Below are 22,482 nucleotides of genomic sequence, written 5' to 3' on the forward strand. Positions count from 1 at the left end.
TACATCGCTACTGGGGTCTCCTCGTTTTCAGTGCAATAAGTGACGGTACGCAAAGCTAGCACTGGCGCGGGGGTGGTCTGGGTAGACCGTTGATTTCATTGACTTTCCTGTTCGCTTTGTAAACGGGTATGGTGGCCTCCCACTTTTGAGGTTCACGATGCAGGGTTGGCACACAACGTTTTTGGGGATGCGTGGGCTCCCCCGCGATATCAGCGACTTCGAGATGAAGGCATTTTTCACCTTCGATGGTGCCGAGCGCGACGCAATCAATGCACGCCGAGGTGATTCCCACAAGCTTGGTCTGGCGCTCCATATTGGTTTCCTGCGCATGAGTGGGCGTTTGCTCGGTGCCTTTCGGGTAATTCCAGTAGCCTTGTGGCGCCACCTTGGCAACGAGCTTGGCATTGCAGCACCAGAAGTCGCCTCGCTGAGAGCCATGTATGAACGCGGGCGCACGCTATTCGATCACCAACAAGTAGCCTGCACGGTCCTTGGATTCCAGTGGATGAGCGAGCACCAGCGCCGCTCACTGGTACGTGAACTGCGCGACGAAGTGGCGCGCTGCGCCGACCGCGATCAGCTACTCGTGCGGGCGCGTCAATGGCTGTACAAGAACAAGCTGGTGATCGTGCACGAGCGGGCAATTCGGACACTGATTGCGGCGGCACTTGCCCAGCTTGAAGTTGAAACAGGCACCGCCATCGCCGCCAGCGTTGATCCAGCAACACTTGATCGCTGGCGAGCCTCAGTTTCAGAGCTGCGCCCAGATGGACAAACCCAGCAGAGTTGGCTATGGGCTGCACCGGCGAAACACTCAACCCGCCAAATCAGCGAGGTACTGGAGCGCATCGACCTGCTTTACACGCTGGACGTTCATAAGCACCTGGCAGACATCCCCGATCTCATCTTGCGCCGCTACGCGCGCCGACTTGTCTCCAGGCCGCCCTCAGCCGGAGCCAAGATCAAAGAGCCAGCGCGCACCGTGGAGGTCGCATGCTTTCTTCGGTATTGCCTGTTCACCACCACAGACCAGTTGATCCTTATGGTGCAGCGCCGGATCGCCGATCTGTGGCGTCAGGCTGCCGCCGATGTCCCCGCTACCGTCAATTGGGCCGCAATGTACAAAACGCTGCTCGGCGAACTTGTTGCCTTGAGCGCGCAAGGTGCGGTGCCAGATGCTGAGTTGCGTGCCCGTCTTGAAGCCTTGATCACCGAAACCCAGAAACGCAAACCACCGAGCAGGGCCTCCCTGGTCCGCGAGGGATTGATTGATGGAATTCGCCCCGTGCGGTCGTTGCTCGTCGCCATTGCAAAGCTGCCCTGGCAGGCCACCGGCGAGCATCCTGCCATCGAGTACCTTGCCAAGCTGCAAGCTTTATATCTCAAAGGATCCAGAAAGCTGCCAGTTGAAGTGGTGGCACCAAGTCTGGGAATGATCTGGCAGGTTTCGATCTCCAGCCCAGACCGGGAACGGGCGTTTCAGGCGTTGGAGGTGGCCACCCTGTTTGCCCTGCGCCGCGCGGTGCGCAATGGCTCGGTCTGGATTGAGCACAGCCTGAGCTTTCGGGGTCGTGCGCGCTTGTTCTTCACGGACGAGCGTTGGCAGGCAGAGTCCAAGAAACACTATGCCCGTCTATCGTTACCCAGCAAGGCTGCCACTTTCTTGAAGCCTTTGCTGGCCAGAGTAACTGCCGGTGTCGATGCGGTGGCCGCTGCAGCCCGCAGTGGCGTACTGCGCGTGGATGATGAACTCCATTTGTCGCCATTGCCCGCAGAGGACGAAGACCCAGAAGTGACCAAGCTGCGCGCGGCTTTGGATCACCGCATCGGTGAGGTTCAATTGCCGGAAGTGATTCTGGCCGTTGACGCCCAGGTGCGCTTTAGCTGGATCATGCTCGGACGTGAGCCGCGCTCTACCGACGAGCTGCTGATGGTCTATGCCGGCATCATGGCCCACGGCACCAGTCTGACTGCGGTCGAATGCGCGCGCATGATTCCGCAATTGTCTGCCACCAGCATTCGCCAGGCCATGCGCTGGGCGCGGGACGAACGGCGTCTGAGCCAGGCCTGCCAGGCTGTGCTGGAATTCATGCAGCGACACCCGATTGCCGCCACCTGGGGGCGGTCCGATTTGGCATCTTCTGACATGATGAGCATGGAGACCACCAAACGGGTGTGGCAAGCCCGGCTTGATCCTCGGCGCAACACACCTTCCATTGGAATCTACTCCCATGTAAAAGACCGGTGGGGCATCTTCCATGCGCAGCCCTTTGTGCTCAATGAGCGCCAGGCGGGCGTGGCCATTGAAGGTGTCATCCGCCAAGAAAAGCTGGAGACCAGCCAGCTTGCTGTGGATACCCATGGCTACACCGACTTTGCCATGTCACATGCCCGTTTGCTTGGTTTTGATCTTTGCCCGCGGTTGAAGGAACTCAAACAGCGCCACCTCTTTGTGCCACGCGGCACCAAAGTGCCCGCAGAAATCGCTGCGGTGTGCGAAGCCAATGTCGACGTCGCTTTGATCGAAAAGCATTGGGATAGTCTGGTGCACCTGGCAGCCTCGGTCATGAGCGGACATGCCAGTGCGGTGGCAGCTCTTGCGCGGTTCGGTTCTGCCGCCCAGGGCGATCCAATCTATGAGGCTGGCGTGCAATTGGGGCGGTTGCTGCGTACGGCGTTTTTGGCTGACTACTTTGTCAAGGACGCTTTCAGGAACGAGTTGCGCCGGGTGCTCAATCGGGGCGAGGCTGTTAACGCCCTCAAGCGCGCCATTTATACCGGCCGGATCAGCCCGGCGCAGGCCAAACGTGTCGATGAAATGCAGGCTGTGGCCGATGCGTTGAGCCTGATGGCCAACATCGTGATGGCGTGGAATACCTCACAGATGCAGGCGGTCCTGGATCGCTGGTCGAACCGCCGCCAGGTCATTCCACCGGAACTGATCGGGAAGATTGCGCCCACCAGGCTGGAGAGCATCAACTTGCGGGGTGTGTTTCGCTTCCCGGTTGACCGCTATGCTGACCAAATCCTGCCTTCGCGGCCAAATGCATCGATAACTGGCACCAATGGATGAAACCGACCACGGTTTGACGCCACGAATCGCAGATTTGAAAGTGAACAGGAAAGTCAATGAAATCAACGATCTACCAACACCACCTCCGCGCCAGTGCTAGCTTTTCGTACCGTCACTTATTGCACTGAAAACGAGGAGACCCCGGCATGGGCGCGGCGCAGCGTGGCTGCGCTGACCTCGCACAGGCCGATGCGGGCGATCTTGCCTTCCTGCACCAGGCGCGCCAGCCCTTGCATGATCTCTTCGATGGGCCGCGTGGCATCGACGCGGTGCACGTAGTACAGGTCGATGCGCTCCACGCCCAGGCGCCGCAGCGAGTCCTCGCAGCTTTGCCGCGCGTACTGCGCGCTGTTGTCGATGCTGCGCCGGTACTCCCCGGCCTTGCGCACGATGCCGAACTTGGTGGCGATCTTCACGCGCGGGCGGCGCGTGGCCAGGAAGCGGCCGATCAGCTCCTCGTTGTGGTGCGGCCCGTAGACATCGGCCGTGTCCAGGAAGTCGATGCCGGCCTCCACGGCATGGTCCAGTGCCTGCAGCGCCAGGGCGTCGTCGCGCGGGCCATAGAACTCGCTCATGCCCATGCAGCCCAGGCCCAGGGCGGATACCTGCAGATCGTGGCCAAGTGTGCGTTGTTGCATTGCATATCCTCTTGCTGAAACAAGGGGCCAGTATGGTTTTCCGGGGTGGGCTTGCCTACTGAGAAAATCGCGCTTCGATCTTCCATTTCCGGAAAACATTTCCACAAAGGCTCTCCGCAAGGGCTTTCCAGGAAAACCAAGGAGCACTTCATTGCAGTGGGACGACGCCCGCATCTTCCTGGCCATTGCCCGCGCCGGCAGCCTGAGCGGCGCCTCGGCCGCGCTGGGGCTGGGCGTGGCCACGGTCTCGCGCCGGCTGGACCGGCTGGAGTCCGCGCTGGCCATGCCGCTGTTCAGCCGCCACCAGAGCGGCTATCGGCTCACGGCCGACGGCCAGGCGCTGCTGGCCCCGGCCGAGACGCTGGAGCAGGCGGCCCAGGCCCTGGGCGATGCCGCGCACAGCCAGGCGCAGGTCGCGGGCGTGGTGCGGCTGGCCACGGCGGAGAACCTGGCCAACCCGCTGATCGTGCCCTCGCTGGCGCAGTTGTTCGCGCGCCATCCGGGGCTGCGCGTGCAGCTGGTCAGCGGCGTGCAGACGCTGAACCTGCACCGGCGCGATGCCGACCTGGCCGTGCGCATGACCCAGCCCGAGGCCGGCCACGTCACGATCCGGCGCCTGGGAACGCTGGGTTTCGGCTTGTACGGATCGGCCGGCCATGTTGCTGGCCGCGCTGGCCGGAGCGGCCCGGACCCCTTCGAAGGCGACGCCTTCATCGGCTGGGACGACAGCCATGCCCACCTGCCCGCCGCACGCTGGATGGCGCGCGCCCTGCGCGGGCGTCCCTGCCGGCTGGAGACCAACACCCTGTCCGCGCAGCTGGCCGCGGCCCAGGCGGGCCTGGGCCTGGCCGTGCTGCCGCATTTCCTGGCGCGGCAGGCGGGGCTGGTCTGCGTGGAGCCGCAGCTGGGCGCCGATCAGCCCATCTGGCTTGCCATGCATGCCGACCTTGCCCATTCGCGGCGGGTGCGGGCCGTGGCGGACCACCTCATTGAACTGTTCGAGCGGCGGCATGCCGAACTCGAAGGCCCGGCCTGAGCCGCAGCAGGGGCCGCGCGCCGTGTTAAACACGCACGCAGATTGCGAGAAAGAAAGGACTTCCATGCACCGCCTCCGTCATTCCTCCCGATTCCTGCCCTGGCTGGGCGCGCTGGCCGCCACGCTGGCGCTGGCCGCCTGCGCCGACAGGCCCAAGGCGCCCACCGGCCCGCAGGCGCCCCCGGGAGCGGCGGCGGCCGTGTATTCGCTGCTGTTTCTGGACAACGCCTCCAACCTCGGCCCCAAGGCGGCGGCCTACTGCATAGGCAACGGCCGGGGCTGGGCGCTGCTGGACCCCGATGCCGGCACGCTGGCCCTGCTCAGCGGCCAGAGCCAGGTGCGGCCGGCTTCGGCCTGCGACGTGGGCAAGGGCGGCGAGCAGGTGCTGGACCGGGCCAGCGGCCGGCCGGCGCTGATGTTCGGCGTCGAGCTTGTGCACTGCACGGCCTCGGGATCGCAATGCCTGATGCGCGGCAGCTACTACGAAGGTCCCGGCAACACGCAGAGCAACCTCTACAACGCAAGCCAGCGCGGCGGCAGCTGGCAGGCCGTGATGGCGCTGCGCGGGCCGGCGCCCTGAACCCTGCATCGCCGCTGTCGCGCCGTCCCCGCCAACGAAAAAGCCCGGCCGAAGCCGGGCTTGATCGTGGTTGCAACTGGGCGATCCGTCGCGGTGGTGGTCCTCGGGATCAGTCGGCGTAGGTGCCGGCTGCCTTGATGACCTTGCCCCACTTCTCGATCTCGGCCTGGACGAACTTCTTGTGGCCTTCGGGTTCGATGCGGCCGTCGCTGGCGATCACGGCGCCCAGGGCTTCCTGGCGCTTGATGAACTCGGGGTCCTTGAGGGCGGCCTTCATGGCCTCGTTGACCTTCTTGACGACGTCGGCCGGCGTGCCCTTGGGCGCGTACAGGCCATGCCAGATGGTGACCTGGAAGTCAGGCACGCCCACTTCGGCCAGCGTCGGCAGGTCCTTCAGTGCGGGCATGACCAGGCGCTTGGGCGTGGTCACGGCATAGGCCTGGACCTTCTTGGCCGTGATCTGGCCCGTGGTGTTGGTGGTCTGGTCGCACAGCAGGTCGACCTGGTTGCCGATCAGGTCGGCGATGGCCGGCGCGGCGCCCTTGTAGGGCACGGGCGTCATTTCGGTCTTCATGGCCGCCTGCAGCATCAGGCCGCACAGGTGGGAGGCGGAACCGATGCCGGCATTGGCCAGGTTGACCTTGCCCTGGTTCTTGCCGATCCAGTCCTTGACCTCGGCGAAGTTCTTGGCCGGCAGGCTGGGGCGGCCGATCAGGGTCATGGGCACGTCGTTGATGATGCCGGCGTACTCGAAGTCGTTGAGCACGTTGAACGACAGCTTGCGGTACAGCGACGGGATCGTGGACATGCCGATGTGGTTGATCAGCAGCGTGTAGCCGTCAGGGCGGGCACGTGCAGCCTTGGCCGTGCCGATGGTGCTGCCGGCGCCGTCGGCGTTGTCCACCACGATGGTGGCATTGTTCAGATGCTTGCGCATGGACTCGGCCAGATCGCGGGCCACCTTGTCGGTCGGGCCGCCTGCGGTGAACGGCACGATGAGGGTGATCGTCTTGCCTGCGGCAGGATAGTCCTGCGCATGAGCGCCAATGGCTGCGCCGGCTGCCAGGGCGATGGCTGCGATCTTGAACAATGCTTTCATAGTGTCTCCAGGTGAATGGCGTGCAAATGATAGGGGGCGATGCGTTTTCGCCCTAAAGGGCAAACACGCAAAAGAAACCGAATGCACGAGGAGACGAATTTTAAGAATTGTTTCTATTGCGCCGCAGCAGATTCCCTTGCCATTGATCTAGTGCAAACCCTTGGAGGCTTGACAGGCGTCATGTTTTCAGGGATTGCGCCGGCTGCGCGGCGGCGCGGCCACCGTCCCCCGCGCCTCGGTGGCTACTTGTACGACCTCGCGTCTTCGATCACCTTGCCGTCATTGGGCAGGGTGCCCGGCAGCACCATCTGCACGTCGCCGCGCAGCTTGGTCACTTCGCGCACCGCGTCGGACAGCTGCTGGGCCAGGCCCGGCGAGGTCTCGCGGGTTTCGACCAGCAACTGCATCTGGTCATTGGCCATCTCGCCCGTGACCACCAGCCTTGCGCGCCCCACCTGCGGAAAGCGGCGCACGACGTCGGCAATCTGGCCCGGGTGCACGAACATGCCGCGCACCTTGGTGGTCTGGTCGGCGCGTCCCATCCAGCCCTTGATGCGCGCATTGGTGCGGCCCGTGGGGCACTGGCCGGGCAGCACGGCAGAGAGGTCGCCCGTGCCGAAGCGGATCAGCGGGTAGTCGGGGTTGAAGGTGGTGATCACCAGTTCGCCCACCTCGCCGGGCGCCACGGGGTCGCCCGTGCCGGGGCGCACGATCTCGACGATGACCTGCTCGTCCAGCACCAGGCCTTCGCGCGCCTCGGTCTCGTAGGCGATCAGGCCCAGGTCGGCCGTGGCGTAGCACTGGTAGCCCGCGATGCCGCGCTCGGCCAGCCAGTCGCGCAGCGAGGGCGGAAAGGCCTCTCCCGAGACCATGGCCTTGGTCACGGACGGGATGGGCAGGCCCATCTCCACGGACTTTTCCACAATGATCTTGAGGAAGCTGGGCGTGCCCACGTAGCCTGCGGGCCGCAGGTCGGCCATGGCCTGCACCTGCTGCTCGGTCTGGCCCGTGCCGCCTGCGAACACCGTGCAGCCCAGCGCATGGGCGCCGCTTTCCATCATCGAACCCGCGGGCACGAAGTGGTAGCTGAAGCAGTTGTGCACCAGCTCGCCGGGCCGAAAGCCCGAGGCATGCAGCGCGCGCGCCATGCGCCAGTAGTCGGGGCGGCGGCTTTCGGGCTCGTAGATGGGGCCGGGGCTGCAGAACAGGCGCGGCATGGGCTGGCCCAGGCCGATGGCGTTGAAGCCGCCGAAGATCTGCGCGGGCCGCTGCTCGGCCTGGCGCTGCAGCAGCTCGTACTTGCGCGTCACCGGCAGGCGGGCCAGGGCCTCGCGGCTGGTGATCTGCGCGGCGTCGACGCCGTCCAGGATCCGGGCGAAGGCAGCCGACTGTTGCTGCGCATGGGCGATCTGTCGGGGCAGGGCGGCCAGCAGCGCCGCTTCGCGTTCGTCAGGGGTGCGCGTCTCCAGCGCGTCGTAGAAGGCACTCATGGCTAGTCCTGTATGTGGAAAAGGGCAGATGGAGTCCGGCCAGTGATAGTGGTTTATTCCAGAAATTCAGCAATGCCGTTGCCTGCGAAACCGGCGCGGCCCCAGGCGAGAGACACCGAGGAAGGGCCGCCCCGCACCGAGGGTGTCGTCCCCCCGCGAAGCGAGAGGGGGAAGGCGCGAAGCGACTCAGGGGGTATTCATGCAAGCCAACGTTTTCTGCGCTTGTAGCTTTTCACGTCCTTGAAACTCTTGCGCTCGCCGCCGCCCACGCCCAGGTAGAACTCCTTGACGTCCTCGTTGCTGGCCAGGTCCGAGGCCGCGCCGTCCATGACGATGCGGCCGCTTTCCATGATGTAGCCGTAGTCCGAGTACTTGAGCGCCATGTTGGTGTTCTGCTCGGCCAGCAGGAAGGTGACCTTTTCCTTGCTGTTGAGGTCGCGGACGATGTTGAACACCTCCTCGACGATCTGCGGGGCCAGGCCCATCGAGGGTTCGTCCAGGAGCACCATGCGCGGGTTGGCCATCAGCGCGCGGCCGATGGCGCACATCTGCTGCTCGCCGCCCGAGGTGTAGGCGGCCTGCGAGGTGCGGCGCGTCTTCAGGCGCGGAAAGTAGTTGTAGACCTTCTCGAGGTTGGCCGCTATCTCGCCCTTGTCAGTGCGCGTGTAGCTGCCGGTCATGAGGTTTTCCTCGATGGTCAGGTGGGCGAAGCAGTGCCGCCCCTCCATGACCTGGACCACGCCGCGCTGCACCAGCTCGGAGGGCGTGAGGCTTTCGATACGCTCGCCCTCCAGCTCGATCGTGCCCTTGGTCACCTCGCCGCGCTCGCCCTTGAGCAGGTTGGAGATGGCGCGCAGCGTCGTGGTCTTGCCCGCGCCGTTGCCGCCCAGGATGGCCACGATGCTCTCGCGCGGCACCTGGAGCGAAACGCCCTTGAGCACCAGGATCACATGGTTGTAGATGACTTCGATGCCATTGACCACGAGCAGCGGATCGCTGGCGGCCGGGGCGGAGGTGGGTGCGGTGGTCATGGCGTCGTCCATGGGCGTTGATACGAAAGCGGAGTGCGGGGCCGCAACTCTCGAAGCATCTCTGCGCGGGGCATGCCCCAACTCAGGGACACCGAGGAAGGGCCGCCCCGCACCGAGGGTGTCGTCCCCCTCCCCCGCGAAGCGGGTAGAGAGGGCGAAGGCGCGCGAGCGCCTCAGGGGGTGCAAGTTCTAGCTTTTACGTTCTTTTCCTTGGCGTACTTGTCCGCGTACTCCTTGACCAGCGGTTCGACCATGGACTTGTCGGCCTGGTACCAGTCGGAGACCACCTTCCACTTGGCGCCATCCCACTGGGCGATGCGCGACCAGTCGGTACCCAGGTGGTTGTCGCAGCTGGTCTTGACGGGGCGGATGATCTTGCCGAAGCCCAGCTCGTTGAGGCGCTCCTGCGTGAGGTTCAGGTTCTCCAGGCCCCAGCGCACCTGCTCGGAGGTCATGACCTTGCCCTTGCCGTATTTTTCCTGTGCCGTGCGGATGGCCTCCACCTGCAGCATGGAGATCACCATGCCGCGCGTATGGGCCATGGCGCCCAGTTCCTTGGCGTCGGTGGCCGTGCCCTGGCCCTTGTCGTAGACCATGGCCTTGACCTCGTCGTGCACCTTGTCGTGCTCGGCCGTGTTGTGGATGGTCACGGTGTTGTAGCCCTTGGCGCCGGCGCCGATGTCCTTCACGTCATGGTCCGAGCCGGCCCACCAGATGGAGTACATCTTCTCGCGCGGGTAGCCGGTGGCCTGCGCCTCGCGCACGGCCGTGGGCGTCATCACGCCGGCCGACCACAGCAGCACGTAGTCGGGGCGCTGCTGGCGGATCTGCAGCCAGGTGGACTTCTGCTCCACGCCGGGCGCCGTCACGGGCAGCAGCGTCAGGTCGAAGCCTTCCTTGGCGGCGCGCTTTTGCAGCAGCGGAATGGGCTCCTTGCCATAGGGCGAGTCGTGGTAGACCAGGGCGATCTTCTTGCCCTTGAGGCTGCCCTTTTCCTTCTTGAGGATGTCCTGGATGATGGAGTCGGCCGCCGTCCAGTAGTTGCCCAGCAGCGGGAAGTTCCACTCGAAGACCTTGCCGTCGGCCGACTGCGACAGGCCGTAGCCCGTGGTGATGATGGGCATCTTGTCGCCGGGCGCCTTGTCCGTCACGGCGAACGTGATGCCGGTGGACTGCGGATCGAAGCCCGCCGCGCCGCCGCCCTTGCCCTTCAGGCGCTCATAGCACTCCACGCCCTTGGCCGTGTCGTAGGCCGTCTCGCATTCCTCGTAGGCGATCTTCACGCCATTGATGCCGCCCTTGGCGTTGACCAGCTTGATGTAGTCCTGCTTGCCATCGGCCCATGGAATGCCCAGCGGAGCGAACTGGCCCGTGCGGTAGACCAGCAGCGGCACGAACTGGTCCTGGGCCTGGACGGCGGGGGCGGCCACGAGGCCGCCGATTCCGGCTGCGACGGTGGCGGCGGCGATGGCGACTTTCTTGAACATCATGACGTTGTCTCCTAGTTGGCTGGGGAAGATTCCCCGGTTATCCGGCACTCTGTGGCGCCCTGTCTCGATACAGATCAACTCAATGCGGGAAGGGCCAGACGCGAAGCTTCTGGCGGGCTGTGGCCCACAGCTTCGCGAGTCCGTGCGGCTCCACGATCAGGAAGAACACGATCAGCGCACCGAAGATCATGTGCTCCAGGTAGGTCGCCGTGGCCGTGGACAGCGGCAGGCCCAGCCAGTGAGGCACCTGGGTGAGCAGCAGCGGCAGCAGCACGAAGAAGGCCGCGCCGAAGATGCTGCCGACCACCGAACCCAGGCCGCCGATGATGATCATGAACAGCAGTTGCAGCGAGCGGTCCAGGCTGAAGGCCGCAGGCTCCCAGGCACCCAGGTGTACGAAGCCCCACAGCGCGCCGGCCACGCCGACGATGAAGCTGCTCACGGCAAAGGCGCTGAGCTTGGCGTAGGTCGGGCGGATGCCGATCACGCTGGCGGCCACGTCCATGTCGCGCATGGCCATCCACTCGCGGCCGATGGCGCCGCGCACCAGGTTCTTGGCGGCCAGGCCCAGCACGCACAGGATGCCCAGGCACAGCAGGTACTTCTCCATGGGCGTGTCGATCTTCCAGCCCATGATGGACAGCGGGCCCGCGCTCACCGAGCCCGAGGAGGAGTTGTTCGTCACCCAGGCGGCGCGGCTGGTCAGCCAGTCCACGAAGAACTGGGCGGCCAGCGTGGCCACGGCCAGGTACAGGCCGCGGATGCGCAGGCTGGGCAGGCCGAAGATCACGCCGAAGACCATGGCCAGCACGCCGCCACCGATCAGGGCCACCAGCAGCGGCATGCCCTCGAAACGCACCTGCAGGTTGTAGGCCGCATAGGCGCCCACGGCCATGAAGGCGCCCGTTCCCAGAGAGATCTGGCCGCAGTAGCCGACCAGGATGTTCAGCCCCAGCGCCGCCAGCGACATGATCAGGAAGGGGATCAGCACGGCCTGGAAGGTGTAGTCGCTGACGCTGAAGGGAATCACCAGGAAGGCGACGGCCAGCAGCGCCACGATGGCCCAGCGGTCCTGGGCGACGCCGAAGATCTGCTGGTCGGATGCGTAGGTCGTCTTGAATTGACCGTTCTCACGATAAAACATGTGCAGGTTCTCCGTAACGGTCAAACGCGATCAATGATTTTGTCGCCGAACAGCCCCTGGGGCCGCACGAGCAGGAAGCACAGGGCCAGGCCGTAGGCGAACCAGGTCTCGATGCCGCCGCCGACCATGGGGCCCAGGTAGACCTCGGAGAGCTTCTCGCCCACGCCGATGATCAGGCCGCCGATGATGGCGCCGGGCAGCGAGGTCAGGCCGCCCAGGATCACCACGGGCAGGGCCTTCAGGGCCACCAGCGACAGCGAGTACTGCACGCCCAGCTTGGAGCCCCAGATGATGCCCACCACCAGGGCCACGCCGCCGGCCACCGACCAGACGATGACCCAGATGCGCGACAGCGGGATGCCGATGGACTGCGCCGCCTGGTGGTCGTCGGCCACGGCGCGCAGCGCGCGGCCGGTCTTGGTCTTCTGGAAGAACACGCTGAGCGCGGCCACCAGCAGCGCGGCGATGCAGGCCGCATACAGGTCTTCCTGGCTCAGCAGCACGCCGCCCTCGAACAGGCCGTCGAGGATGAACATGGGGTCCTTGGGCATGCCCACGTTGATGCTGTAGACGGCGCTGCCGAAGATCATCGGGCCCAGTCCGTCGAGCAGGTAGGCGATGCCCAGCGTGGCCATCAAGAGCGTGATGGGCTCCTGGTTGACCAGGTGGCGCAGCGCCAGCCGCTCGATCACCCAGGCCACGACCACCATGATGGCCAGCGACACGCAGATGGCCAGCAGGTTGGTGAACCAGCCCGGCTCCATGCCGATCCACTTCGGGATCCAATCGGAAAAGCGCGCCATGGCCAGGGCCGAGAACAGCACCATCGCGCCCTGGGCGAAGTTGAACACGCCCGAGGCCTTGAAGATCAGCACGAAGCCGATGGCGATCAGCGCGTACAGCGTGCCTACCATGAGGCCGCCGAACAAGGTTTCCAGAAAAAATCCCATGTCAGTCCCCTCAGTGGCTGGTGCCAAGGTAAGCGCGGATCACGTCTTCGTTCTGGCGCACCTCGTCGGGTGCGCCGTCGCCGATCTTCTTGCCGTAGTCCAGCACCACGACGCGGTCGCTGATGTCCATGACCACGCCCATGTCGTGCTCGATCAGCACGATGGTGGAGCCGAACTCGTCGTTCACATCGAGGATGAAGCGGCACATGTCCTGCTTTTCCTCCACGTTCATGCCGGCCATGGGCTCGTCCAGCAGCAGCACCTGCGGCTGCATGGCCAGGGCGCGGCCCAGGTCCACGCGCTTTTGCAGACCGTAGGGCAGCTGGCCCACGGGGGTCTTGCGGTAGGCCTGGATCTCCAGGAAGTCGATGATGTGCTCGACGAACTCGCGGTGGCGGATCTCCTCGCGCTGGGCCGGGCCCAGGCGCAGGGCCTGCATCAGGATGCCGCTTTTGATCTGCAGGTTGCGGCCGGTCATGATGTTGTCGATCACGCTCATGCCCTTGAACAGCGCCAGGTTCTGGAAGGTGCGCGCCACGCCCATCTCGGCCACCTGGCGGCTGTTCATGTGGCTGAAGGTCTTGCCCCGGAAGGTGATCGATCCCTCGGACGGGGTGTACACGCCGTTGATGCAGTTGAGCATGGAGCTCTTGCCTGCGCCGTTGGGGCCGATGATGGAGCGGATCTCGTGCTCGCGCACATCGAACGAGATGTCCGTCAGCGCCTTCACCCCGCCGAAGCGCAGGCTGATGTTCTTGATGTCGAGGATGACATCGCCGATCTTCTTGTGGGTCATGTCAGCGGCTCCGGTCAGGCCCTGGCGGTGGCAGCCACCGAATGGGTTTTGGCATCGATGATGGACAGCGTGGCGCTGACGCTGCCGGTGCGGCCGTCCTCGAACTTGACCTGGGTCTCGATGAACTGCTCACGCTTGCCCGTGTACAGCGCATCGACCAGCACGCCGTACTTGTCGGCGATGAAGCCGCGGCGCACCTTGCGCGTGCGGGTCAGCTCGTCGTCGTCGGGGTCCAGCTCCTTGTGCAGCACCAGGAAGCGCGCCACCTGCGTGTCGGCCATGCCGGCTTCGGCGGCCAGGTCGGCGTTCACCTGGGCCACGCAGTCGGCCACCATCTCCAGCACCTTGGCCTTCGATGCCAGGTCCACATAGCCGCCGTAGGGCAGGCCCTGGCGCTCGGCCCAGTTGCCCACGGCCTCGTAGTCGATGTTGATGAAGGCGCAGACCTGGTCGCGACCGTGGCCGAAGCACACGGCCTCCTTGATCTGGGGGAAGAACTTGAGCTTGTTCTCGATGTAGTTGGGCGCGAACATGGCGCCCCGGCTGGTCTTGCCCACGTCCTTGGCGCGGTCGATGATGCGCAGCTGGCCGCTGGCGTCGATCACGCCGGCATCGCCCGTATGGAACCAGCCGTCAGCATCCACCACTTCGGCCGTGGCATCGGGGCGCTTGTAGTACTCCTTGAGCACGGACACGCCCTTGAGCAGCACCTCGCCGTTGTCGGCGATCTTCAGCTCGATGCCCGGTGCGGCCTGGCCCACGCTGCTCAGTTCCACCTGCCCGTCGCGCTGTATGCACACATAGGCGCAGGTCTCGGTCTGGCCGTAGAGCTGCTTGAGATTGATGCCGATGGAGCGGAAGAAGCGGAACAGCTCGGGCCCGATGGCCGCACCTGCCGTATAGGCCACGCGGATGCGCGACAGGCCCATGGCATTGCGCAGCGGGCCGTAGATGCACAGGTCGCCCAGCGCGTACTTCAGGCGGTCCAGCGCGCCCACCTTCTTGCCGTCCAGGATGTCCGATCCCACGCGCCGCGCCACGGCCATGGCGCGGCCGTACATCCACTGCTTGAACGGCGCGGCATCCTCCATGCGGATGGACACCGAAGTCAGCATGCCCTCGAAGATGCGCGGCGGCGCGAAGTAGTAGCTGGGGCCGATCTCGCGCAGGTCGATGGATACGGTCGAGGCCGACTCCGGACAGTTGATGGTGAAGCCCGCCACCAGCCACTGCGCGAAGGAAAACAGGTGGTCGCCCACCCAGGCCGGAGGCAGGTAGGAGATCACGTTGTCGCCAGGGCCCAGGCGGTCCACCTGCACACCGCCGCGTGCCGACTCGCCAAAGCTGCGGTGGGTCTGGCACACGCCCTTGGGCTTGCCCGTCGTGCCCGAGGTGTAGAGGATGACGGACACGTCGTCGGGCGACAGCGCCGCCAGCATGGCATCCCAGGCGCCCGGGTGGGCGGCCTCCCATTCCTTGCCCTTTTGCAGCAGCGCCTCGGTGCTGATCAGCCCCGGCTGGTCGTAGTGGCGCAGGCCGCGCGGGTCGTCATAGATGATGTGGCCCAGGCCGCGGACGCTCTCGCGCACCTCCAGCAGCTTGTCCACCTGCTCCTGGTTCTCGGCGAAGGCGAAGTCGATCTCGGCATCCTCGATGACGAAGCGCATCTCGGCCGCCACCGCGTCCTGGTACAGCGGGATCGGCACGGCGCCCAGCGCCTGCACGGCCAGGAAGCCCATGTAGACATGGGGCCGGTTGTCGCTGATGAAGGCCAGATTCTGGCCGCGTGCCAGGCCCAGCGCCGCCAGGCCGCAGGCCATGTGGCGCACGGTCTGCGCGGCCTCGCTCCAGCTCCAGGTCTGCCAGATGCCGTATTCCTTCTCGCGCAGCGCCGGTGCCTGTGGGCGCTGGGCAGCATGCTGGAGCAGCAGGTGCGGGAACGTGGTCGTCATTCCATGTCCTTGGTTGTTCGTGGATGGTGGCCGCGTGGTGCAAATGCCCAGGCTGAGACCCACCGGCTTGGACTGCATCGTAGGACTGGCTTTGACGCCGTGGTGTCTGTTTGACGACAATCTTCGGGAAACTCATCATCGGGAAAACGCGCCGTAACAAATGGTGCCAAAACGGTCTCATTGCCCGTTGGGGGGCTTGCGCTCCAGCCCGTTCGCAGCGGGTCGCCGTCCTTCTGGAAATCCCGCTCACGCCAGCCACTGGCCTCGGGCAATGCTTGGGTGGTTTTGTTGATTCATCCGCGCACTCTCGCCGCGACTCCATGAGCCAAGAACTGTCACTGCACCAGCGCCGCCGTGCGCCCCGACCCGAGGAACTCGATGGCATTCCCTGGCTGGCCCTGCTCCAGCCCGCCGAGCGCGAGCGCGCGCACAAGGCGCTGGTCGTCGGCGACGCACAGTCCGGTGACTACGTCTGCCGCACCGGCCGCGCACCCACCTACTGGTTCGGCGTGGTCGAAGGCCTGCTCAAGATGAACACCGATGGCGCCGACGGCGCCAGCATGACGCTGGCCGGCCTGCCTCCGGGCGGCTGGTTCGGCGAGGGCACGGCCGTCAAGCGCGAGCCCTACCGCTACAACGTGCAGGCCATCCGCAAAAGCGTGGTCGCCGGCCTGCCCATCGACACCTTCCACTGGCTGCTGGACCACTCCATCGGCTTCAACCGCTTCGTCATGAGCCAGCTCAACGAGCGCCTGGGCCAGTTCATCTCGGCCCGCGAAATCGACCGCCTCACCAACCCCGACCTGCGCGTGGCCCGCAGCCTGGCCGCGCTCTTTCACCCGCTGCTGTATCCCGGCGTCGGCGAGGTGCTGCGCATCACCCAGCAGGAGCTGGCCTACCTGGTGGGCCTGTCACGCCAGCGCGTCAACGAGGCGCTGTCCGTGCTGCAGCGCGAAAACGCCATCGTCGTGGAGTACGGCGGCCTGCGCGTGCTCGACCTGGAAGCGCTGCGCAGCGGGCTGTTTGCGACGGCGCGGCGGGCGGCCTGAGCATGCGCGGCGTCCGCTTTGGCGCCGTACCCATCGGCATGGACCAGTACCGATGCATGTCGCCATGAAATTTTGAAAAGTATTGAAAATCGTAGTAGAACTACGATTGGAAGGAAATATCAAAGTTGCCCGTGTTTGGAATAAGTGCTTGAATCGCAGCATGACTACGACCGGGGCAAGCAAATTAAACGCGCTCTACACGCAGCTGCCTGCGGGCACACCCATCACCTCGCAGGATCTGGCAGGGCTGGGCATCTCCGCAGACCTGGCTGTCCACTACGTGCGCGCGGGCTGGCTGAAGCGCCTGATGCGGGGGGTCTTCTGCCGGCCCAACGACAGCCTGGCCCTGCATCCGAGCCTGGGCGTGCTGCAGCGCCGCCTGGAGGGCCTGCATGTGGGGGGCAAGTCGGCGCTGGACTGGTACGGCATGCGCCAGTATGTGGCGCAGCAGCCGGTGCTGCAGCTGTATGGCTGGGCCGCCGGGCAACTGCCGCCATGGTTCACCGAGCGTTTTCCCGCTGAATACCACCGCAAGAGGCTGTTCGACGAGCAACCCGGTGCCTTGCTGCATGTCGGGCCCTTCGAACAACGCAGCGGGGCCGCACAGGTGTCGGCGCCGGAGCGTGCGCTGCTGGAGCTTCTGAGCGATGTGGGCGTGCGCCAGCCGCTGCAGGAAGCCAGGGAGCTGGTGGAAAGCGCGTACAGCCTGCGCGCCGAGGTGCTGCGTGAACTTCTGCAGTGCTGCACCAGCGTCAAGACCGTGCGCCTGTGCCTGCAACTCGGGCGCGAGGGGGCGCTGCCCTGGGCTGCAAGGCTCGATCCGGCCATGCTGCCCACGGGCAGCGGCCGGCCCTGGGTGTCTCGATCAGCCGATGGCCTGTTGGTGCTCAAGCCATGAACCAGACCTATCTCGACACTGCGCGCCTGTTGACACAGGTCGCGCCGCTGGTGTTTGTGGATGACACGTTCGCGCTGAAGGGCGGAACCGCGATCAACCTGTTCGTGCGCGATATGCCGCGTCTGTCCGTTGATCTGGACCTGGTGTTTCCCGACCACAGGCCGTCGCGCGACGAGGCGCTGCAACGGATCAATGAGGCCATCCGGCAAGCGGCTATACGCCTGACGAAGCGGGGCTTCCAGACCCATGCGCCGGTGGCTGCAGCGGGCCAGACTAAGCTGCTGGTGCGCCGTGGTTCCGTGCAGGTCAAGATCGAAGTGAACTATGTCATGCGGGGCACGGTGCTGCCGGTACGGCGGGCATCGCTTACGCCCGCTGCGCGCGATGTGCTGATGGCCGACCTGGAGATTCCCGTGGTCTCGGCAGAGGACGTGTACGGCGGCAAGCTTGTGGCCGCCCTGGACCGGCAGCACCCGCGTGATCTGTTCGATGTGATGCAGCTGTTCGCGCACGGCGGCATCACCTCAGGCATCCGGCGCGCCTTCGTGGTCTATCTGGCCTGCAGCAACCGGCCGTTGCACGAAGTGCTGTTTCCTCCCTTGCGTGATGTCCGGCACGATTTCGAAAACAACTTCCGGGGCATGACGGCCGAGCCTGTGTCGCTGCAATCTCTGCTCGCAGCACGCGAGCGGTTGCTGCGGGAGCTCCAGCAAGGGCTGGATGCCAGTGAGCGGCGCTTTTTGCTGTCGCTGGCCGCAGGAGTCCCCGATTGGCCGGCGCTGGACATCGCCCATCTCGAACACCTGCCCGGCGTGCGATGGAAGGTGCAGAACCTGGCGCAGCTGCGCACGTCCCATCCCCGCAAGTTCGCCGAGCAGGCGGACCTGCTGGCCGCACGGCTGGCCATCTGACGCCAGCACTGCACACCTTCAGATCACGCCTTCGCGCCGCAGCCTCTCCTGCTGCTGCGCATCCAGCCCCAACTCCGCATAGATGCGTGCATTGTCCTGGCCTGTGGCCGGGCCGCTGCGGGGCGAAGGGGCCTGGCGGCCCGTGAAGCGTGGCACGGGCGCGGGGGCGGCGAGGGGGCCCAGGTCGGGGTCGGGCAGGGTGATGAAGCTGCCGCGCTCCACGAAATGCGGGTCCTGCAGCGCGTCCTCGGCCGAGCAGACCTTGCTGAACGGGATGTCGTGCGCGGCCAGCGCGGCCGTGGCCTGGGCGCAGTCCAGGCCTGCGCACCATTGAACGATCAGCGCATCCAGTGCCTGCAGGTGGCGGATGCGCGCGGCGTTGTCCGCAAAGCGCGGGTCGGCGGCCAGCTCGGCGCGGTCCATGGCCTGGCACAGGCGCGCGAAGATGGCATCGCCCGTGGCGACAACGGTGAGCCAGGCGCCGTCGCGCGTGCGGTAGACGTTGGAGGGCGCCGTGTAGCCCGCGCACGATCCCGTGCGGCTGCGTGCCTGTCCGCCCAGCTGGTACTCGGCCGCCAGCGGGTCCAGCAGGCGCAGCATGGCTTCGGTGGCCGACAGGTCGATCTCCAGGCCGCGCCGTTCGCCTGGAGGCTGTGCATTGCGCTCGGCCAGTGCGGCCGCGATGGAGAAGGCGCCGAACAGCCCGGCCACGGCATCGCCCAGCGGGTAGTTCATGTGCTGGGGCGGGCCGCCCGCCTCGCCCGTGAGGTGGGCGAAGCCGCTCATGGCCTCGAAGATGCGCGCAAAGCCCGGCCGGCGCGCATAGGGGCCGGTCTGGCCGAAGCCCGTCAGGCGCAGCACGATGAGGCGCGGGTTGCGGGCATGCAAGGTGGCCAGGTCCAGCCCCCAGCGGTCCAGCGTGCCGGTGCGGAAGTTCTCCACGAGCACGTCGAAATCCTCGATCAGCCGCAGGAACAGCATGCGGCCCTCGGCCTTGCGCACGTCCAGCGAGATGCCCTGCTTGCCCCGGTTGGCGGTTTTCCAGAACACGGCGTGGCCGTCGTGCACGGGGGCCAGGCTGCGCAGCGTGTCGCCGCCGCCGGGCAGCTCCAGCTTGACGACGTCGGCGCCCAGGTCGCCGCACAGGGTGGCCGAGAAGGGGGCGGCCAGCACCGTGGCCATGTCGAGGATGCGCACACCCTCCAGCGGATAGCCTTGGCGCTGCATCAGTTGCCTTTCAGGTCCACGTTCTTCAGCACGGGCTCCCAGGCGCGGCGGTCTTCGGCCACGCGCTGGTGGAAGTCCGCCGCCTGCGTGGGCAGCGGCGTGGCGCCCAGGCGCGCCAGCTTGTCGCGTGTCTCGGGCAAGGCCATGGCCTTGGCCAGCGCCTGGTTGAGCGTGGCCACGATCTGCTGCGGCGTGCCCTTGGGCGCGGCCAGGCCCACCCACAGGCCGGTGTCCAGCCCGGCCACGCCCAGCTCGGCAAAGGTGGGAATGTCGGGCGCGGCGGGCGAGCGGCTCTTGCCGGTCTGCGCCAGGATGCGGATCTGCCCGCCCTGCATGTAGGGCAGGGTGCCGCCCAGGTTGTTGCACATCACCGGGATGTGGCCGGCCATGAGGTCGTTGACGGCCGGGGCGTTGCCCTTGTAGGGCAGGTGCTGCATCTTGGTGCCGAGCCGGTGGTTGACCATCTCGCAGACCAGGTGCGAGGGCGTGGCCGTGCCGGCCGAGCCGAAGGACAGCGTGCCGGGCCTGGCCTTGTCGGCCGCCACCAGTTCGGCCAGCGTGCGGTAGGGGGTCTTGGCGTTGACGGCGATGACGTTGGGCAGGTCCGCCACCAGGCCGATGTACTCGTAGTCGGTCAGCGGATTCCACTTGAGGTTGGCGTGCACATGGGGCAGGAAGACATTGCTCAGGCCTGCCATGAGCAGGGTGTAGCCGTCGGGCGCGGCGCGGGCCACGAGTTCCGAGCCGACCAGGCTGCCCGCGCCCGGCTTGTTCTCCACCACCACGGGCTGTCCCAGGGCCTTGCCCAGTTCCACCGACAGCGCTCGGGCCACGAGGTCGGTGCTGCCGCCTGCGGGAAAGGGAACGATCACGCGCACGGGCCGATCGGGAAAAGCCGCTTGGGCCGTCTGTGCCGCTTGGGCAGCCTGCGCGCAGGCACACAGCGCGGCCAGCAGGCCCAGGTTGGCCAGGTGCTTCGAGGTGAGGGGGCGTGTCATGGAGGCCTCCGGTGTCAGGCGCTCTCGCGCAGCATGAGCTTGGCGATGTTGAGCTGGTGGATCTGGCTGGTGCCTTCGTAGAGGCGGAACAGGCGCACGTCGCGGAAGTAGCGCTCTATGGGGCTGAAGTCGGCCACATAGCCTGCGCCGCCGAACATCTGCACGGCGCGGTCGGCCACGCGGCCGCACATTTCGGAGGCGAAGTACTTGCACATGGAGGCGGACAGCGCCACGTCCTCGCCCCGGTCGCGGGCGCGGGCGGCCTCCAGGATCATGGATTGGGCCGCGAAGATCTCGGTGCGGCTGTCGGCCAGCATGGCCTGCACCAGCTGGAAGTTCGCCACCGGCTGGCCGAACTGCTCGCGCTGGCGCACATGGGCCAGCGCCAGGTCCAGCATGCGGATCGCCGGCCCCGTGCACAGCGCGGCCAGGTGCAGGCGCTGCTTGTTGAGCACCTTCATCACGGTCTTGAAGCCCTGGCCCTCGCGCCCGCCGATGATCTGGTCGGCCGGCACGCGGCAGTCCTGGAAATGCACGTCGGACACGGGCGAGCCCGCCTGGCCCATCTTGCGATAGGGCCGGCCTGTCACCAGGCCCGGCGAGCGCTCCACGAAGAAGGCCGTCAGCCCCTCGCTGCCCGTGCTGCCTTCGCCGGTGCGGGCGATGACGGTGAACACATCGGCCAGCGGCGCATTGGTGATGAAGCGCTTGCTGCCGTTGAGCACATAGTGGTCGCCCTCGCGGCGCGCCGTTGTCTGGATGTTGCTTGCCTCCGAGCCCGCGTCCGGCTCGGTCAGCGCCAGGCAACCCGTGAGCTCGCCGCGCGCCATGCGCGGCAGCCAGCGCTGCTTTTGCGCCTCGGTGCCGTCGGCCACGAGGGCTTCGGAGCCAATGCCGGTGTTGGTGCCCACGCGGGCCCGCAGCGCCACCGAGGCCTGGGACAGCTCGAAGGCGCAGCGCACCAGCTCCTCGGTGCTCAGGCCCAGGCCGCCGTAGGCCTGGGGAATGCTCCAGCCGAAATAGCCCTTGTCGCGCAGTTCCTGGACCACGGCGGGCGGGATCTCGTCATCGCGCTCGATCTGCTCTTCGAGCGGATGCCAGCGGTGGCGCACGAAATGGCGGATGTCTGCAATCAACGCCTGCAGGCGGGCGTCGGCGGGTTGGGGGGTGGGGGCTTGGCTCATGGGCCGCACTGTAGGAAGCGCGGGCACCAGGGCTGCAATGCAGTTTCAAATATTGAAATGCAGTTGCGGCTTTGCGGCGGTGGTCCGCACAATCGCCACGTGCCCCACACCCCCATTGCCCACCAACCCAGGGACTCGCAGGATGTCTGCCGCATCCGCGAGCAGGACCCGTATTTCGCAGGCACGCTGGCCAAGGGGCTGATGATCCTGCAGTGCTTCGTCAGCGACCCGCGCCCGCATGCCAACAGCGAGCTGGCCCGCCGCCTGGGCCTGCCGCGCCCCACCGTGTCCAGGCTGTGCCGCAGCCTGCAGACCATGGGCTACCTGGACCATGACGAGCGGCTGGACCGCTACTTCGTCGGCCCGGCCGCCGTCGCCCTGGGCTACCCCTATGTGATCAACACGCCGCTGCTGGGGCCTTTGCGCCTGCCCATGCAGGCCCTGGCCGACCGCGTGAAGGGGGCGGTATCGGTGGGCGTGGTCATGGACCTGGATGTGGTCTACCTGGACACCTGCGCCTGGGAAGGCGGCACGCTCAAGCGCCCCGGCGTGGGCGCGGTTCGCGGCGTGCTGGAAACGGCCATGGGCCGGGCAGGGCTTGCCCAGCTCGATGCCGGGGAACTGCAGCGCTTCCTGGACCGCGTGCGCAGCCAGCGGCCCGAGGAATACGCGCGCTGCAGGGACAACGCCAGCGAAAGCCTGGCGCACTATGCCGCCCGGGGCTTCGCGGTCAACATGGGCGACTCCGGCCTGGGCGTGTGCGCGGTGGGCGCGGCCTCCCGCATCCGCTACGGGTCTCGCCGGCTGCTGTTCAACTGCGCCGTGCCGGGCCTGCGCATGCCGGCCCGCACGCTGATCCGGGATGTGGGCCCCCAGTTGGCGCAGTTGGTGGCCCTGTGCGACCGGCTGCCCGTGGACCGCTGATCTGCGGGCCTG

19 protein-coding genes are annotated in these 22,482 nt (G+C 66.2%); 7 read left to right on the forward strand and 12 right to left on the reverse strand.

Features of this window, described 5'->3' with window-relative positions; all coding sequences use genetic code 11:
* Positions 1-157: 157 nt before the first annotated feature.
* Complete coding sequence (locus ACRSCF_RS26960) at positions 158-3,073, forward strand: Tn3-like element IS1071 family transposase (RefSeq protein WP_003049965.1); 2,916 nt, start codon at positions 158-160, stop codon at positions 3,071-3,073.
* A 116-nt stretch (positions 3,074-3,189) separates the two neighbouring features.
* Here the strand turns inward: ACRSCF_RS26960 and ACRSCF_RS26965 are convergent, their stop codons facing one another.
* Positions 3,190-3,711, reverse strand: coding sequence for an aldo/keto reductase (locus ACRSCF_RS26965; RefSeq protein ID WP_324622797.1), 522 nt, complete (start codon positions 3,709-3,711; stop codon positions 3,190-3,192).
* A gap of 151 nt (positions 3,712-3,862) precedes the next feature.
* On the opposite strand from ACRSCF_RS26965, the gene ACRSCF_RS26970 reads away from it, so the two are divergent.
* Together ACRSCF_RS26970 and ACRSCF_RS26975 are read left to right on the forward strand one after the other, a co-directional pair.
* Positions 3,863-4,747 carry a LysR family transcriptional regulator gene (locus ACRSCF_RS26970; protein ID WP_017406673.1) on the forward strand — a complete coding sequence of 295 codons (885 nt, stop codon included), beginning with the start codon at positions 3,863-3,865 and terminating at the stop codon, positions 4,745-4,747.
* A gap of 64 nt (positions 4,748-4,811) precedes the next feature.
* Positions 4,812-5,327 (forward strand): hypothetical protein, encoded by a 516-nt coding sequence (locus ACRSCF_RS26975; RefSeq protein WP_016446600.1) that lies wholly within the window; start codon positions 4,812-4,814, stop codon positions 5,325-5,327.
* Positions 5,328-5,436: 109 nt separating this feature from the next.
* On the opposite strand, the gene ACRSCF_RS26980 is transcribed toward ACRSCF_RS26975, so the two are convergent.
* The 8 genes from ACRSCF_RS26980 to ACRSCF_RS27015 all read right to left on the reverse strand — a co-directional run bounded on the left by ACRSCF_RS26980 (position 5,437) and on the right by ACRSCF_RS27015 (position 15,279).
* Positions 5,437-6,426, reverse strand: a complete 990-nt coding sequence (locus tag ACRSCF_RS26980; RefSeq protein WP_016446599.1) for a tripartite tricarboxylate transporter substrate-binding protein — start codon at positions 6,424-6,426, stop codon at positions 5,437-5,439.
* A gap of 242 nt (positions 6,427-6,668) precedes the next feature.
* Entirely contained in the window at positions 6,669-7,916 is a 1,248-nt protein-coding gene (locus ACRSCF_RS26985; protein ID WP_016446598.1) for a phenylacetate--CoA ligase family protein, read from the reverse strand.
* Between the two features lie 197 nt (positions 7,917-8,113).
* Complete coding sequence (locus tag ACRSCF_RS26990) at positions 8,114-8,947, reverse strand: ABC transporter ATP-binding protein (protein ID WP_016446597.1); 834 nt, start codon at positions 8,945-8,947, stop codon at positions 8,114-8,116.
* A 173-nt stretch (positions 8,948-9,120) separates the two neighbouring features.
* A complete protein-coding gene (locus ACRSCF_RS26995) occupies positions 9,121-10,437 on the reverse strand; it encodes an ABC transporter substrate-binding protein (RefSeq protein WP_016446596.1) in 1,317 nt (438 codons plus the stop codon).
* A 79-nt stretch (positions 10,438-10,516) separates the two neighbouring features.
* Entirely contained in the window at positions 10,517-11,581 is a 1,065-nt protein-coding gene (locus ACRSCF_RS27000; protein ID WP_034368679.1) for a branched-chain amino acid ABC transporter permease, read from the reverse strand.
* Between the two features lie 20 nt (positions 11,582-11,601).
* Complete coding sequence (locus ACRSCF_RS27005; RefSeq protein ID WP_034368693.1) at positions 11,602-12,531, reverse strand: branched-chain amino acid ABC transporter permease; 930 nt, start codon at positions 12,529-12,531, stop codon at positions 11,602-11,604.
* A 10-nt stretch (positions 12,532-12,541) separates the two neighbouring features.
* On the reverse strand, positions 12,542-13,327 hold the full coding sequence (locus ACRSCF_RS27010) for an ABC transporter ATP-binding protein (protein ID WP_013804350.1): 786 nt from the start codon (positions 13,325-13,327) through the stop codon (positions 12,542-12,544).
* Positions 13,328-13,341: 14 nt separating this feature from the next.
* Positions 13,342-15,279: an AMP-dependent synthetase/ligase gene (locus tag ACRSCF_RS27015; protein WP_017405426.1), complete on the reverse strand. Its 1,938-nt coding sequence runs from the start codon at positions 15,277-15,279 to the stop codon at positions 13,342-13,344.
* Positions 15,280-15,599: 320 nt separating this feature from the next.
* Between ACRSCF_RS27015 and ACRSCF_RS27020 the strand changes: the two genes are divergently transcribed.
* From ACRSCF_RS27020 to ACRSCF_RS27030, 3 genes are all read left to right on the forward strand, one after another.
* Positions 15,600-16,328, forward strand: coding sequence for a Crp/Fnr family transcriptional regulator (locus ACRSCF_RS27020; protein ID WP_016446592.1), 729 nt, complete (start codon positions 15,600-15,602; stop codon positions 16,326-16,328).
* Positions 16,329-16,488: 160 nt separating this feature from the next.
* Complete coding sequence (locus tag ACRSCF_RS27025; RefSeq protein ID WP_034368681.1) at positions 16,489-17,226, forward strand: type IV toxin-antitoxin system AbiEi family antitoxin; 738 nt, start codon at positions 16,489-16,491, stop codon at positions 17,224-17,226.
* Positions 17,223-18,137, forward strand: coding sequence for a nucleotidyl transferase AbiEii/AbiGii toxin family protein (locus ACRSCF_RS27030; RefSeq protein WP_034368683.1), 915 nt, complete (start codon positions 17,223-17,225; stop codon positions 18,135-18,137). Before ACRSCF_RS27025 ends, ACRSCF_RS27030 begins: the two co-directional genes overlap by 4 nt.
* A gap of 18 nt (positions 18,138-18,155) precedes the next feature.
* Here the strand turns inward: ACRSCF_RS27030 and ACRSCF_RS27035 are convergent, their stop codons facing one another.
* Genes ACRSCF_RS27035 through ACRSCF_RS27045 form a run of 3 tightly spaced genes read right to left on the reverse strand, consistent with a single transcriptional unit; the run spans position 18,156 to position 21,546 of the window.
* Positions 18,156-19,364: a CaiB/BaiF CoA transferase family protein gene (locus tag ACRSCF_RS27035; RefSeq protein ID WP_244387576.1), complete on the reverse strand. Its 1,209-nt coding sequence runs from the start codon at positions 19,362-19,364 to the stop codon at positions 18,156-18,158.
* Positions 19,364-20,362, reverse strand: a complete 999-nt coding sequence (locus ACRSCF_RS27040; RefSeq protein ID WP_046986749.1) for a Bug family tripartite tricarboxylate transporter substrate binding protein — start codon at positions 20,360-20,362, stop codon at positions 19,364-19,366. The genes ACRSCF_RS27035 and ACRSCF_RS27040 overlap by 1 nt, the downstream gene beginning before the upstream one ends.
* Positions 20,363-20,376: 14 nt before the next feature.
* Positions 20,377-21,546 carry an acyl-CoA dehydrogenase family protein gene (locus ACRSCF_RS27045; RefSeq protein ID WP_016451918.1) on the reverse strand — a complete coding sequence of 390 codons (1,170 nt, stop codon included), beginning with the start codon at positions 21,544-21,546 and terminating at the stop codon, positions 20,377-20,379.
* Between the two features lie 57 nt (positions 21,547-21,603).
* Between ACRSCF_RS27045 and ACRSCF_RS27050 the strand changes: the two genes are divergently transcribed.
* Positions 21,604-22,470, forward strand: coding sequence for an IclR family transcriptional regulator (locus ACRSCF_RS27050; RefSeq protein WP_016446586.1), 867 nt, complete (start codon positions 21,604-21,606; stop codon positions 22,468-22,470).
* The last annotated feature ends 12 nt before the right edge of the window (positions 22,471-22,482 follow it).

Source organism: Delftia sp. 11MD (genome assembly GCF_050907895.1).
GTDB lineage: Bacteria > Pseudomonadota > Gammaproteobacteria > Burkholderiales > Burkholderiaceae_C > Comamonas > Comamonas tsuruhatensis.

What these genes read in the sequence shown, in the direction of transcription:
- ACRSCF_RS27045 (WP_016451918.1), bottom strand. Translation starts at nt 21,546, where the DNA reads ATGAGCCAAGCCCCCACCCCCCAACCCGCCGACGCCCGCCTGCAGGCG.
- ACRSCF_RS26960 (WP_003049965.1), top strand. Translation starts at nt 158, where the DNA reads ATGCAGGGTTGGCACACAACGTTTTTGGGGATGCGTGGGCTCCCCCGC.
- ACRSCF_RS26995 (WP_016446596.1), bottom strand. Translation starts at nt 10,437, where the DNA reads ATGATGTTCAAGAAAGTCGCCATCGCCGCCGCCACCGTCGCAGCCGGA.
- ACRSCF_RS26980 (WP_016446599.1), bottom strand. Translation starts at nt 6,426, where the DNA reads ATGAAAGCATTGTTCAAGATCGCAGCCATCGCCCTGGCAGCCGGCGCA.
- ACRSCF_RS26985 (WP_016446598.1), bottom strand. Translation starts at nt 7,916, where the DNA reads ATGAGTGCCTTCTACGACGCGCTGGAGACGCGCACCCCTGACGAACGC.
- ACRSCF_RS26975 (WP_016446600.1), top strand. Translation starts at nt 4,812, where the DNA reads ATGCACCGCCTCCGTCATTCCTCCCGATTCCTGCCCTGGCTGGGCGCG.
- ACRSCF_RS26965 (WP_324622797.1), bottom strand. Translation starts at nt 3,711, where the DNA reads ATGCAACAACGCACACTTGGCCACGATCTGCAGGTATCCGCCCTGGGC.
- ACRSCF_RS27050 (WP_016446586.1), top strand. Translation starts at nt 21,604, where the DNA reads ATGCAGTTGCGGCTTTGCGGCGGTGGTCCGCACAATCGCCACGTGCCC.
- ACRSCF_RS27035 (WP_244387576.1), bottom strand. Translation starts at nt 19,364, where the DNA reads ATGCAGCGCCAAGGCTATCCGCTGGAGGGTGTGCGCATCCTCGACATG.
- ACRSCF_RS27005 (WP_034368693.1), bottom strand. Translation starts at nt 12,531, where the DNA reads ATGGGATTTTTTCTGGAAACCTTGTTCGGCGGCCTCATGGTAGGCACG.
- ACRSCF_RS27040 (WP_046986749.1), bottom strand. Translation starts at nt 20,362, where the DNA reads ATGACACGCCCCCTCACCTCGAAGCACCTGGCCAACCTGGGCCTGCTG.
- ACRSCF_RS27030 (WP_034368683.1), top strand. Translation starts at nt 17,223, where the DNA reads ATGAACCAGACCTATCTCGACACTGCGCGCCTGTTGACACAGGTCGCG.
- ACRSCF_RS27015 (WP_017405426.1), bottom strand. Translation starts at nt 15,279, where the DNA reads ATGACGACCACGTTCCCGCACCTGCTGCTCCAGCATGCTGCCCAGCGC.
- ACRSCF_RS27010 (WP_013804350.1), bottom strand. Translation starts at nt 13,327, where the DNA reads ATGACCCACAAGAAGATCGGCGATGTCATCCTCGACATCAAGAACATC.
- ACRSCF_RS27020 (WP_016446592.1), top strand. Translation starts at nt 15,600, where the DNA reads ATGAGCCAAGAACTGTCACTGCACCAGCGCCGCCGTGCGCCCCGACCC.
- ACRSCF_RS27025 (WP_034368681.1), top strand. Translation starts at nt 16,489, where the DNA reads ATGACTACGACCGGGGCAAGCAAATTAAACGCGCTCTACACGCAGCTG.
- ACRSCF_RS27000 (WP_034368679.1), bottom strand. Translation starts at nt 11,581, where the DNA reads ATGTTTTATCGTGAGAACGGTCAATTCAAGACGACCTACGCATCCGAC.
- ACRSCF_RS26990 (WP_016446597.1), bottom strand. Translation starts at nt 8,947, where the DNA reads ATGACCACCGCACCCACCTCCGCCCCGGCCGCCAGCGATCCGCTGCTC.